The 11,752-nt window shown below is 68.8% G+C and carries 11 protein-coding genes; 8 read left to right on the top strand and 3 right to left on the bottom strand.

The features are described 5' to 3' along the window. Window positions 1-28 precede the first annotated feature (28 nt). Window positions 29-316: a co-chaperone GroES gene (locus EO141_RS00915; protein ID WP_003483210.1), complete on the bottom strand. Its 288-nt coding sequence runs from the start codon at window positions 314-316 to the stop codon at window positions 29-31. A gap of 513 nt (window positions 317-829) precedes the next feature. On the opposite strand from EO141_RS00915, the gene EO141_RS00905 reads away from it, so the two are divergent. The 7 genes from EO141_RS00905 (at window position 830) to accC (ending at window position 8,893) form a co-directional block, all read left to right on the top strand. Further along, window positions 830-2,641, top strand: coding sequence for an endonuclease (locus EO141_RS00905; RefSeq protein ID WP_127168284.1), 1,812 nt, complete (start codon window positions 830-832; stop codon window positions 2,639-2,641). 279 nt (window positions 2,642-2,920) lie between these two features. Further along, window positions 2,921-3,253 (top strand): divalent-cation tolerance protein CutA, encoded by a 333-nt coding sequence (cutA, locus tag EO141_RS00900; RefSeq protein WP_104583552.1) that lies wholly within the window; start codon window positions 2,921-2,923, stop codon window positions 3,251-3,253. A gap of 5 nt (window positions 3,254-3,258) precedes the next feature. Next, entirely contained in the window at window positions 3,259-5,601 is a 2,343-nt protein-coding gene (locus EO141_RS00895) for a protein-disulfide reductase DsbD (RefSeq protein WP_127168283.1), read from the top strand. Between the two features lie 447 nt (window positions 5,602-6,048). Further along, window positions 6,049-6,495 carry a type II 3-dehydroquinate dehydratase gene (gene aroQ / locus EO141_RS00890; RefSeq protein WP_104583549.1) on the top strand — a complete coding sequence of 149 codons (447 nt, stop codon included), beginning with the start codon at window positions 6,049-6,051 and terminating at the stop codon, window positions 6,493-6,495. Between the two features lie 91 nt (window positions 6,496-6,586). Further along, complete coding sequence (accB, locus tag EO141_RS00885) at window positions 6,587-7,075, top strand: acetyl-CoA carboxylase biotin carboxyl carrier protein (RefSeq protein ID WP_104649183.1); 489 nt, start codon at window positions 6,587-6,589, stop codon at window positions 7,073-7,075. A gap of 78 nt (window positions 7,076-7,153) precedes the next feature. Continuing rightward, window positions 7,154-7,483, top strand: a complete 330-nt coding sequence (locus tag EO141_RS00880) for a four helix bundle protein (protein WP_208413055.1) — start codon at window positions 7,154-7,156, stop codon at window positions 7,481-7,483. Window positions 7,484-7,525: 42 nt separating this feature from the next. After that, window positions 7,526-8,893, top strand: a complete 1,368-nt coding sequence (gene accC, locus EO141_RS00875) for an acetyl-CoA carboxylase biotin carboxylase subunit (RefSeq protein WP_127168282.1) — start codon at window positions 7,526-7,528, stop codon at window positions 8,891-8,893. A gap of 269 nt (window positions 8,894-9,162) precedes the next feature. Here the strand turns inward: accC and EO141_RS00870 are convergent, their stop codons facing one another. Further along, window positions 9,163-9,525, bottom strand: a complete 363-nt coding sequence (locus EO141_RS00870) for a hypothetical protein (RefSeq protein ID WP_104534522.1) — start codon at window positions 9,523-9,525, stop codon at window positions 9,163-9,165. Then, on the bottom strand, window positions 9,522-10,445 hold the full coding sequence (locus EO141_RS00865) for a hypothetical protein (protein WP_127168281.1): 924 nt from the start codon (window positions 10,443-10,445) through the stop codon (window positions 9,522-9,524). Before EO141_RS00865 ends, EO141_RS00870 begins: the two co-directional genes overlap by 4 nt. A 381-nt stretch (window positions 10,446-10,826) precedes the next feature. Here EO141_RS00865 and prmA point away from each other — a divergent pair, with 381 nt between their 5' ends. After that, the gene (gene prmA / locus EO141_RS00860) at window positions 10,827-11,747 is read left to right on the top strand and encodes a 50S ribosomal protein L11 methyltransferase (protein ID WP_039509979.1); all 921 of its coding nucleotides are present in this window, start codon (window positions 10,827-10,829) and stop codon (window positions 11,745-11,747) included. Window positions 11,748-11,752: the final 5 nt, after the last annotated feature.

The following is an 11,752-nucleotide window of genomic DNA, read 5'->3' as shown; positions in this document are numbered from 1 at the left end:
CTCCCGATTCCCGGCGCATAGCGCCTGATCAGCCGATGACCGCCAGGATGTCGTCTTCGCGCAGCACCTTGTACTCGACGCCTTCGGACTTGTAGCTGCTGCCGGCGTACTGGCCGTAGATGACCTTGTCGCCGACCTTGACCACCGGCGCGCGCAGGCTGCCGTTGTCCAGGGGCTTGCCGGCGCCGATGGCGACGACTTCACCCTTGGTGGACTTTTCCTTGGCGGAGTCCGGGATCACGATGCCGCCGGCGGAAACTTCGTCGGCTTCGATCGGCTTGACTACAACGCGGTCGTGAAGCGGCTTGATGCTCATAGAGAAAGACCCTCTTAAGTGATTGATTGGTCTGGAAATTATCGGCGATGTTAGCACTCGCATGTGACGACTGCCAGCACAGCGCGCGGAAAAAACCCGACAGAGCGGGTGCGGGCCAGAGATTGTGCTGTGTGGGCAGCTTTCAAGGGCTGGGGGCAAAAATTTTTTCGCCGGGCAGTCCCGGTCCACAGCTGGCAGGGCCGCTGGCGGGAGCCGGCGGGCAGTTCGCCAGGTGGCTGCGAGCGGGCGGGTTTGCCACCGGACTGCGCAACGGGCTGCGGCGCCTGGCGGCACTGGGCACTGGGCACTGGGCACTGGGCACTTGGCACTGGCACTGGCACTGGCACTTGGCACTTGGCACTGGGCACTGGGCACTGGGCACTGGGCGGTAAGCGGTAAGCGGGTTAGCCGAGTCACCGGGCGAGCTGCACTAAAAATGGAACCAGGTTCCACCGATTGTCATGCGCACGTCTTACAGTCGGCAACGCATTCCCCGATCACAAGGAGCTGTCGATGAGGTTGCTGTCCCGTGCCCGTGTTTCCCCCTTGCGCTGGTCCCTGCGCTGCGCGCTTCCCCTGGCCTGTGCCTTCGCGCTGACCGCCCCTGCCGCCCACGCGGCGGTGTTCATCAACGAACTGCATTACGACGACGCGGGCGCCTCCGGCGACAGCGGCGAAGGCGTGGAGGTGGTGGCCACCGCCGGCGAATCGCTGAGCGGCTACCGCATCTATCTGTACAACGGCAGCACGCCGGGTGCGGCCACGGTCTACGCCAACACCGCGGTGCCGGCCGGCAGCCTGGCCAGCTGCGGCAGCCAGGTGCGCGTGGCCACGGTCGGCTACGCCAGCAACGGCGTGCAGAACGGGCCCAACGACGGGGTGACGCTGGTCGATCCCAACGGGCAGCTGGTGCAGTTCCTCAGCTACGAAGGCGCCATCACCGGCAGTGGCGGCCCTGCCGCGGGCGTGACCAGCCAGACCCTGCCGGTCAGCGAGAGCAACAGCAGCGCGGTCGGCAGCTCGCTGCAACTGACCGGCACCGGCAGCAGCGCGGCCAACTTCAGCTGGGCCGGCTCGTCGGCGCAGACCTTCGGCGCGTGCAACCGCGGCCAGAGCTTCAATGGCAGCGGCGGTGGCGGCGAGACCGGCGGCGCACCGACGATCACCAGCACCACCCCGACCCAGGGCGCGACCGGCTTCCCCGCCGCAGGCGACCTGAGCGTGGGCTTCAGCGAGGCGGTGACGCTGGGCAGCGGCGCCTTCGCGCTCAGCTGCGCCAGTTCCGGCACGGTGGCGCTGAGCTACCCGACCAGCGGCACCCGCTTCAGCCTGTCCACCAACACCGCGCTGGTGGGTGGCGAGCGCTGCACCCTGGCGATCACCGCCAGCGCCATCCGCGATGCCAGCGGGCTGAGCCCGGCCGCCAACCAGTCCATCGCCTTCACCGTGGCCACCGCCAGCGGCGGCGGTACCGGCTATTACGGGCGGGTCAACACCGCCAATGCCAGCCAGTTGCGCTGCTCGCTGCACACCGTGATCAAGGGCCACACGGTCTATCCGTACAGCGGCTCGGGCACCAGCACCTGGACCATCCTGGAAATGGCCGACGAGGATCCCAACAACAGCGGCCGGATCCTGGACGCCTACCGCAACCGCAGCTACGCCAAGGGCAGCGACCGTGCCGGCACCGGCAGCGGGCTGACCTACAACCGCGAGCACACCTGGCCCAACTCGCTGGGCTTTGGCAGTGCCAGCGGCGACAAGGGCCTGCCGTATGCGCCCTACACCGATACCCACATGCTGTATCTGACCGACACCGCCTTCAACGCCGACCGCGGCAACAAGCCCTATGCGGCCTGCACCAGCAGCTGCGGCGAGCGGGTCACCGAGGTCAACGACGGCAGTGGCGGCGGCAGCGGTCGCTATCCGGGCAATTCCAACTGGGTGCGCACCCCCGACGGCAACGGCGGCACCTTCGAGGTGTGGGGCAAGCGCAAGGGCGACATGGCGCGTGCGGTGATGTACATGGCGATCCGCTATGAAGGTGGCACCGACGCAGCCACCGGGCAGTCCGAGCCGGACCTGGAGCTCACCGACGACCGCAGCAAGATCGTGCAGACCTCGGCCTCGCCGGCCTACATGGGCCTGCTGTCCACGCTGCTGGCCTGGCACCAGGCCGACCCGCCGGACGATGCCGAACGCGCCCGCAACCAGGTGATCTTCAGCTTCCAGGGCAACCGCAATCCGTTCGTGGACCACCCCGAATGGGCGACGTCGAGCCTGTTCACCTCGGCCAAGCCGGCCAGCTGCCAGCTGGCCGAGTGATCCAGCCCGGCCCGGCGCGCAAGGCGTCGGGCCGGGCGTCGGCCTGCGGCGGCAACCCACACCATCGCCCGCGCGGCGAACGTGCGCGGCCGCCGGCCCGCGACGTCCGACGTTGTGCCCTTCATCCGGCACATCGCCATCGCGTCCTTGCATGCGCGAGCCGCCGGCGCGCGGGCACCGCCGCCCGGCCACCCGGCCGTCAGGCCTGGCGAAGTTGACGCCCTGTTCCGGAATCTGCGGTCGATCCCCTGCAGACAGGGGATTACACTGCGCGGTCACATGAGCGCCGCTTCCCTCCATCTATTGTTCAGCACCTGCCCGGACGCCGACAGCGCCGAGCGCATTGCGCGCGCGCTGCTGGACGAACGCCTGGCCGCCTGCGTCACCCAGTTGCCCGGCGTGCAGTCGCTGTATCGCTGGAACGGGGCGATCGAGCGCAGCCAGGAAGTGCAGCTGTTGATCAAGACCTGGGAAGACCGCGTGCCGGACGCCATCGCGCGGCTGCGAGCGCTGCATCCGTATGAACTGCCGGAGGCGATCGCGGTCCAAGCCAGCGCCGGGCTGCCGGCGTATCTCGATTGGGTCCGGGCCGAAACCCGCAAGGAATCCTGACGTCCATGAAGTCTCTGTCCCGCTGGATCGCCCGCTGCGCACTGCTGGCCGTACCGTTGCTCGCCGCGCCGCTGGCGCTGGTGGCGCCCCTGCCCGCGCAGGCCGCGGTCAGCGAGGCCGACCTGCTGCCGGTGGACCAGGCCTTCATGCTCAGCGCCACCGCCGACAGCCGCGACAGCATCGCGCTGCGCTGGAAGATCGCGCCGGGCTACTACCTGTATCGCCACCGCATCAGCGTCAAATCCGGGCAAGGCTTTGCCGCCGGCGAGCTGGCGCTGCCGGAAGGCCAGAGCAAGCACGACGAGTTCTTCGGCCAGGTGCAGACCTACCGCAAGCAACTGCAGGCCAGGCTGGCCGGCAAGGCCGATGCCGGGCTGCGGACCGCGGTGCTGCAGGTGCAATACCAGGGCTGCGCCGATGCCGGCGTGTGCTACCCGCCGCAACGTCGCGAACTGCGCGTGAGCTTGCCCGAGGCCGCGACGGCCTCGACGGCCTCGGCGCCCGCCGCCACCGCCACCACCCAGCGCGAGAACCTGGGCGCACTGGTGCCGCGCGCACCGGCGGGCCCGCGCCTGTTCGGCAGCACCGGCCAGGCGGCCGGCGTGGACGCACTGCCGCTGCCGGCCGAGCAGGCCTTCCGCTTCGAGGCGATCGTTGGCGACGGCAACAGCCTGCTGCTGCGCTTCACCCCCGCGCCCGGCTACTACATCTATCGCGACCGCACCTCGCTGGCGCTGGAAGGCGCCGGCGGCGTGCGTCCCGGGCTGCCGCGCTGGCCGCAGGGCAGCGCGCACCGCGACGAGCATTTCGGCGACGTGGTGGTGTATTTCGACCAGGCCGAAGTCACCTTGCCGTTGCTGCGCGAGCACGCCGAGCCGGTCAGGACGACGCTGGTGGCGACCTTCCAGGGCTGCCAGACCGACGGCATCTGCTACCCGCCGATGACCCGCCGCGTGGCGCTGGAGCTGCCCGCCGGCACCGTGTCGCCGCAGAACCAGGCGCAGGCGGCACCGCTGATGATTTCGCCGCTGCCCGCCGGGCAACTGCCTGCCGAGCCGGCGCCGGCACCGACGCCCGCGGCGACTGCGGCACCGGCCGCAGATGCCTCGGCCGACAATCCGCAACGCACCCAGCCGCCGCATACCGACAAGGGCCTGCTGGCGATGCTGGTGCTGGCCCTGCTCGGCGGGCTGGTGCTGAACCTGATGCCCTGCGTGCTGCCGATCCTGTCGCTGAAGGTGCTGGGCCTGGCCCACAGCGGCGAGAGCCGCAGCCACGCGCGCAGCCATGCGATCTGGTATTCGCTGGGCGTGCTGGTGTCGTTCGCGGCGATCGGCGCGCTGGTGATCGGCCTGCGTGCGGCCGGGCAGGCGGCCGGCTGGGGCTTCCAGCTGCAGCAGCCGTGGTTCGTCGCGGCGCTGGCGTACCTGATGTTTGCGGTGGGCCTGAGCCTGTCGGGCGTGTTCACGCTGGGCGGCAACCTGGGCGGCATCGGCCAGTCGCTGGCGTCGCGCAATGGCCCGCTGGGCGACTTCTTCACCGGCGTGCTGGCCTGCGTGGTAGCCAGCCCGTGCATCGCCCCGTTCATGGGCACCGCACTGGCATATGCGTTCACCGCCCCGGCGCTGCTGGCGATGCTGGTGTTCCTGGCGCTGGGCCTGGGCCTGGCGCTGCCATTCCTGCTGATCGGCTTCATCCCCTCGCTGGCGCGGCGCCTGCCCACGCCTGGCGCGTGGATGGAAACGCTCAAGCAGGTGCTGGCGTTCCCGATGTATCTCACCGCGATCTGGCTGCTGTGGGTGCTGGGCAAGCAGCGCGGCGTGGACGCGCTGGCGCTGATGCTGGTCGGTGCCACCCTGCTGGCACTGGGCCTGTTCTGCTTCGAGCGCAGCCGCTGGAAAAGCCACCGCATCGGCATGGGTTTGGCGGCGGTGATGCTGGTGCTGGCGATCGTGCCGGTGGTCGGGGTCACCCGCCTGCGCCTGCCGGCGGCCACCGCCGCCGAGGGTGTGGTGGCGTACTCACCGCAGCTGCTGGACCGCCTGCGCGCCGACAACCGCGTGGTGTTCGTCAACATGACCGCGGACTGGTGCGTGACCTGCAAGGCCAACGAAAAGAACGTGCTGAGCAGCGCCGACTTCCGCGACGCGCTGCGCCGCGTCGACGCGGTCTACATGAAAGGCGACTGGACCAACGTCGACCCCAGGATCAGCGCCTTCCTGGACCAGCACCAGGCCGTCGGCGTGCCGCTGTACGTGGTCTATGGCCCCGGTGCCCCGCCGGCGGTGCTGCCGACCGTGCTGACCAGTGCCATCACCGAGGATGCGTTGCTGCGCGCGGCGCGCTGAGTTAGCCGTCGCCCCGGCGAGCATGGCGGCCTGATCCGGCAACGGCGCAGGCTGATGACAACGGCAGCGCCAGCGCTGACACCGCTGGATGTCGGTACTCACGGGCAGGACGTCGCTGCCGGCCATGTTGATCGGCAGCGCGGCGGACACCAGGCGTGGATCGACATAACGCCCTCATCGTTGCGCCGGCAATCAGCCCCACTGCCGCGCGAGCGGACACGGCAAACGCCCCGGCGGCAATTCAGCGCGTGGTCGGCCTGCGATCGACCGACCGGCCGCGCCAGGGGCCGGCCGCGAAACGGCGGCCCCGCAAGGTTCCACGCAGCAGCACCACTGCCTGCCACGTCCAAATTTGAAACAAACGTTTAAAACAAGCCTAACTTCGCCTATCTGGACAGCATCGGCCACATCGCGCAGACTTCCGGCCTTTCCGCTCTCCCGGATGTCATGGCCCACCTGCTGCTGTTGCATGGCCCCAACCTCAACCTGCTCGGTACCCGCGAGCCGGATGTCTACGGGCGCACCACGCTGGCGCAGATCGATGCGGCCCTGGTGGACCGCGCGCAGGCGGCCGGGCATACGTTGGCCTGCCTGCAGTCCAATGCCGAGCACGTGCTGGTGGAGCGCATCCACGCCGCGCGCGAGGACGGCACCGTCTACATCCTGATCAACCCGGCCGCCTTCACCCACACCTCGGTGGCGCTGCGCGACGCGCTGCTGGGCGTGGGGTTGCCGTTCGTGGAAATCCATCTGTCCAATCCGCATGCGCGCGAGCCGTTTCGCCACCACAGCCATCTCAGCGACAAGGCCGATGGCGTGATCTGCGGCTTTGGCGCCGACAGCTACCGGCTGGCGCTGGAAGCGGTGATCGCGCGGCTGGAGCGCGACGCATGACACCCGTATCGCCGGCGCCTGCGCCGGCCGCCTGACCCCATTCCGCCGGCAGCCGCCGGCAACCTCCACCGATTCACCTCATGAGGCCCGTATGGATCTCCGCAAAATCAAGAAACTGATCGACCTGCTCGAAGAATCCAATCTCGCCGAAATCGAGATCAAGGAAGGCGAGGAAAGCGTGCGTCTGGCGCGCGTGCCCAAGGGCACGACCGTGATGAGCGCGCCGGTGCAGCAGTACGCACCCGCCCCGCTCGCGCAGGCCCCGGCGGCGGCGCCCAGCATGCCGATGCAGTCGCCCACCGAGGCCTCCACCGGCGGCGCCAAGCAGGCTGCCGCCTTGCCGGACGGCCACGTGCTGCGCGCACCGATGGTCGGCACGTTCTACACCTCGCCCTCGCCGGACAAGCCGGCCTTCGTCACCGTCGGCCAGCAGGTCAAGGCCGGCGAAACGCTGGCGATCATCGAGGCAATGAAGATGTTCAACCCGATCGAAGCAGACGTCTCCGGCACCATCGTGGCCATCCTCGGCGAAACCGGCCAGCCAGTGGAATTCGATCAGCCGCTGTTTGTGATTGGCTGAAGCGCCGGGGAATCGGGAGTGGAGAATCGGGAATCGGCAAAGCGGCCTCATGAACGCCTGGAGGCGTGGCGCGATTCCATGGAGCTTGTGGAAATGATCTATCGGTTCACCGAAATCTTTCCCGAGCAGGAACGCTACGGCCTGACGGCGCAATTGCGCCGTGCAGCCGTCAGCGTCCCGTCGAACATCGCCGAAGGTGCGGCGCGGCGCTCAACTCCCGATTACGCGCGGTTTCTCTCGATTGCGCGCGGATCGCTCTCCGAACTGGATACACAGGTCCAGATCGCCGTCCGACTGGGCTACAGCAACACCGAAGACGAAGACATCGTCAGCCAGCAGGTCGACCAGGTCTTCGCCAAGCTCACCGCATTGATGAATGCCTTACGCAGACGTGGAGCCGCACCATGATGCCCGCATCTACCCATTCCCCATTCCCGACTCCCTATTCCCATGCTCGATAAAGTCGTCATCGCCAACCGAGGTGAAATCGCGCTGCGCATCCTGCGCGCGTGCCACACGCTCGGCATCCGCACGGTCGCGGTGCATTCCACGGTCGACCGCAACCTCAAGCACGTGGCCATGGCCGACGAGTCGGTGTGTATCGGCCCGGCCGCCTCCAGCGACAGTTACCTCAACATCCCGGCGTTGATCGCCGCGGCCGAGGTGACAGATGCGCAGGCCATCCATCCCGGCTACGGCTTTTTGTCGGAAAACGCCGACTTTGCCGAGCGCGTGGAGGAATCGGGCTTCATCTTCATCGGCCCCAGGGCCGACACCATCCGCCTGATGGGCGACAAGGTCGAGGCGATCCGCGCGATGAAGGCCGCCGGCGTGCCGTGCGTGCCCGGTTCGGGCGGCCCGCTGGGCGATGACATCGTCGCCAACACCAAGGTGGCGCGCGAAATCGGCTACCCGGTGATCATCAAGGCCGCCGGCGGCGGCGGTGGACGCGGCATGCGCGTGGTGCATTCGGAGGCGGCGCTGAAGGCCGCCATCGAAACCACCAAGTCCGAAGCCAAGGCCGCTTTCAGCAACGACCAAGTCTACATGGAGAAGTTCCTGGAGAATCCGCGTCACGTGGAGATCCAGGTGCTGGCCGACGGCCAGGGTGGTGCGATCCATCTGGGCGAACGCGATTGCTCGATGCAGCGCCGCCACCAGAAGGTGGTGGAAGAAGCGCCGGCGCCGGGCATCACCGAAGAGCTGCGCAACGAGATCGGCAAGGTCTGCGTGGATGCCTGCATCCGCATCGGCTACCGCGGCGCCGGCACCTTCGAGTTCCTGTTCGAAAACGGGCGCTTCTACTTCATCGAAATGAACACGCGCATCCAGGTGGAGCATCCGGTCACCGAGCGCATCACCGGCATCGACCTGGTCTGCGAGCAGCTACGCATCGCCGCCGGCCGCAAGCTGACCATCAAGCAGAGCGACATCGTGCTGCGCGGGCATGCGATCGAGTGCCGCATCAACGCCGAGGACCCGGAAACCTTCATGCCCAATCCGGGCCTGATCACCGCCTTCCATCCGCCCGGCGGCCCCGGCGTGCGGGTGGATACGCACATCTATGCCGGCTACAAGGTGCCGCCGAACTACGATTCGATGATCGGCAAGCTGATCGTGCACGGCCCCGATCGCGAGACCGCGATCGCGCGCATGCGCGTGGCGCTGAGCGAGATGGTGGTGGACGGCATCAAGACCAACATCCCGCTGCAGCAGCGCATCATGCGCGACAAGGGCTTCCAGGCCGGTGGGCAGAACATCCACTACCTGGAAAAGCGCCTGGCCGAGCGCAAGAACAAGTCGATCGCGCTGGTCTGATCGCACTGGCCAGTGCACCGCGCAACAAGCCCGGGAAACCGGGCTTGTTGCGTTGTTGTCCGGTGCATCGCGCCGGCAGTGCCTCACGCAGGCCAGCCGACCTATGCGTAGGAGCGCACCCGGGCGCGACCGCGCCTTATCAGTGGAACCTCGTCGCGCCCAGGTGCGCTCCTACGGGATCCGGGATGCGACCGGATCGCTGCGCAGATCTTCGGTCGTCCGCGCGGATGCGCATCGCACCCGCATCGGAGCGCGATGCGCTGCATCGCTCAGCGCCGCGGCGCCGGCTGCTGGCTGCCCGGCACCGGCACGATGCCGCTGGAGGAGGCCGGGTCGACCACGGTCATGGTTTCGGTGGAACCATCCGGCCATACCACCTGGAACGTGGAGCCGGCCGGCAAGGTCGAAAACGGCATCGCGCTGCTGGCGCGGTACACCGCGGCCACCTGGCTGGCGCCATGCCGTCGCTGCTGCTCGTCGGCGGTGACCGTGGTCGACTTGACCGACAGCGGCTGGTAGCGGTGATCGGCGGTGTCGATCATCACGATGCCCACGGCCGCGGCCGAATACGCCACGAACAACGCGACCCAGAACCAGAACTTGGCGCCGTGCGCCAGGCGACGGTAATTCATGACTGCGCTCCCGGCTCGGAGACCAAGGCATCGACCATCACATCCACTCTGTCTGCTCCCTGCCGCGGCACCGCGGCATCGAATACGAACGACACGAAATCCTGTGCGCTGTCGCGCGAGCAGATGCCCGCGTTGGCGCAATAACTGGTGACCAGGGTGCTGTCTGCGCTGCAGTCCAGCCCCAGCCGGCAGGCGGCCACCTGCCAGGCCAGCTCGGCGAACTGATCGCCGGCCACATAGCCGGCCAGGCTGTCATCGCCACTGGCGCGCGCGCCCATCGCCGGCGCCAGCGCCAGGTAGGCCTCCGGATCACGCGAGGCCAGCACGCGCTGCACCAGCGCGCGCCTGTAGCTGGGCGCGCGCTGCAGCGGCTCGCCCAGCGCCAGCAATGCCGCCTCGGCCGCCAGGCTGCCCGCACGCGCGGCTGCCTGGCGTTGCTGCGCCACCAGCCGTGGGCTCAGGCCATCGCTGGGCGCAAAGCCGGCGCAGCGTTGCGCCACGCGCGTGCGCGCGGCGTGCATCGCCACCACCCCCGGCATGTGTTGGGCGGCGATCCATGCGCTGTCGGCGGCATAGCCGGCCGGGCTGGACGCATACGGGGCGCAGTAATCGTAGACACGGCTCAGGCGCCACCCCGCCTGCGCATCACCGGCGCGCACCTGCTGCTGCAATTGCTGTGCATAGCGGTACAGGTCCGGCTGCGCGTCCACCGCATCGCGGTAGGGCAGCTGCAGGGCAGTGCCGCGTTCGGCAGGCGCGTGCGCCGTCGATACAAGCGCGCCTGCGCGGGCAGTGACTGCCGCCGCTGACGGCGCCGCGGCGGGCAGATCGTCCGGTTGCGCGCGCACATGCCACCACGCCGCCGCGAGCGCGACGGGAGCCAGCAACAGCCACAGATGGCGGGAACGAGCAAACGGCATGGACGGCGGCGACCCTGCTGCGGAAAGCCCCGCAGCGACGGCGCGGAGTCTAGCACCCGCATTCGCACGCGCTGGCGCGCAAGCGGACGCTGCCGGTGCGGGTTGCGAAGGAGGGAGTGCATGAGGAGGCAGATCTGCGCGTGTGTGGTGTAAGTGGCGCGCAGCGGCAGTTTGGTTGCCGGCGCGTTCGCCTCAGCCGCCGGCAGCTGCCGGCGGCACTGCGCTGCGGCCGCAGATTGCAGCGCCGGGGCGGCGGCGTCCGGCGTCCGGCGTCGGCGTGATCGTGCGCTCGACGCATCCAGGCACCCAGGCACCGTTGCACAAGGGTCGGCCCGCACGAATGGTCTACGATGCACGCTTTCGAATCGCCCGACCGCCACGATGCCGTTTCTTGAACTGACCCTGCCCTGCTCCGATGCCACCCAGCCCCGTTACCAGAATGCGCTGGACGATATCGGCGCGCTGGCGGTGACGCTGCTCGACGCCAATGCCGACACCAGCAACGAGCGCGCCATTCTCGAACCCGGCGTCGGCGAAACGCCGCTGTGGAACACGATGGTGCTGAATGCGCTGTTCGACGGCGACAGCGATGCGCTGGTGCTGCTCGCCGCGCTGGAGGCGTTCGATCCCGGGCTGGACTGGAGCCAGGTCGCGTTCCGCACGGTCGACGACAGCGACTGGGAACGCGCCTGGATGGATCAGTTCAAGCCGATGCAGTTCGGCGCGCGCACCTTCATCGTGCCGTGGAATCACGCGCTGCCCGAGGCCGCGCAAGCGCCCGACGCGGCGGTGATCCGCCTGGATCCGGGCCTGGCGTTCGGCTCGGGCACGCATCAGACCACCGCGCTGTGCCTGCGCTGGCTGGACAGCCTGGCCGGCAGTGGCGAGCTGCAGGGCCGCAGCGTGCTGGATTTCGGCTGCGGCTCGGGCATTCTCGCCGTCGCCGCGTTGAAGCTGGGCGCCGCCAGCGCGGTGGGCGTGGACAACGACCCGCAGGCGCTGCTGGCCACCGCCGACAATGCCGAGCGCAACGCCCTGCAGGCGCAGCTGGCGGTGTACCTGCCGCAGGACGAGCCGGTGCAGACCTATCCGGTGGTGGTTGCCAACATCCTGGCGTCGGCACTGGATGCGCTGGCCGACACCTTGTCCGCACGCGTGGCGCCGGGCGGGCGGATCGCCTTGTCGGGCATCCTGCACGGCCAGGAAGAGGAGCTGCTGCAACGCTACGCGCCCTGGTTCGAGCAACTGCGCTGCGAACGCGACGAAGACTGGATGCGCATCGACGGCGTGCGCCGCCACTGACGCCG

It is taken from the genome of Xanthomonas sp. BRIP62415 (assembly GCF_003993515.1).
GTDB classification, from domain to species: domain Bacteria; phylum Pseudomonadota; class Gammaproteobacteria; order Xanthomonadales; family Xanthomonadaceae; genus Xanthomonas; species Xanthomonas euroxanthea.
The sequence above is the reverse complement of the archived record's forward strand: the minus strand, read 5'-3'. Positions and strand labels throughout refer to the sequence as shown.

What these genes read in the sequence shown, in the direction of transcription:
- EO141_RS00915 (WP_003483210.1), bottom strand. Translation starts at nt 316, where the DNA reads ATGAGCATCAAGCCGCTTCACGACCGCGTTGTAGTCAAGCCGATCGAA.
- EO141_RS00905 (WP_127168284.1), top strand. Translation starts at nt 830, where the DNA reads ATGAGGTTGCTGTCCCGTGCCCGTGTTTCCCCCTTGCGCTGGTCCCTG.
- cutA (WP_104583552.1), top strand. Translation starts at nt 2,921, where the DNA reads ATGAGCGCCGCTTCCCTCCATCTATTGTTCAGCACCTGCCCGGACGCC.
- EO141_RS00895 (WP_127168283.1), top strand. Translation starts at nt 3,259, where the DNA reads ATGAAGTCTCTGTCCCGCTGGATCGCCCGCTGCGCACTGCTGGCCGTA.
- aroQ (WP_104583549.1), top strand. Translation starts at nt 6,049, where the DNA reads ATGGCCCACCTGCTGCTGTTGCATGGCCCCAACCTCAACCTGCTCGGT.
- accB (WP_104649183.1), top strand. Translation starts at nt 6,587, where the DNA reads ATGGATCTCCGCAAAATCAAGAAACTGATCGACCTGCTCGAAGAATCC.
- EO141_RS00880 (WP_208413055.1), top strand. Translation starts at nt 7,154, where the DNA reads ATGGAGCTTGTGGAAATGATCTATCGGTTCACCGAAATCTTTCCCGAG.
- accC (WP_127168282.1), top strand. Translation starts at nt 7,526, where the DNA reads ATGCTCGATAAAGTCGTCATCGCCAACCGAGGTGAAATCGCGCTGCGC.
- EO141_RS00870 (WP_104534522.1), bottom strand. Translation starts at nt 9,525, where the DNA reads ATGAATTACCGTCGCCTGGCGCACGGCGCCAAGTTCTGGTTCTGGGTC.
- EO141_RS00865 (WP_127168281.1), bottom strand. Translation starts at nt 10,445, where the DNA reads ATGCCGTTTGCTCGTTCCCGCCATCTGTGGCTGTTGCTGGCTCCCGTC.
- prmA (WP_039509979.1), top strand. Translation starts at nt 10,827, where the DNA reads ATGCCGTTTCTTGAACTGACCCTGCCCTGCTCCGATGCCACCCAGCCC.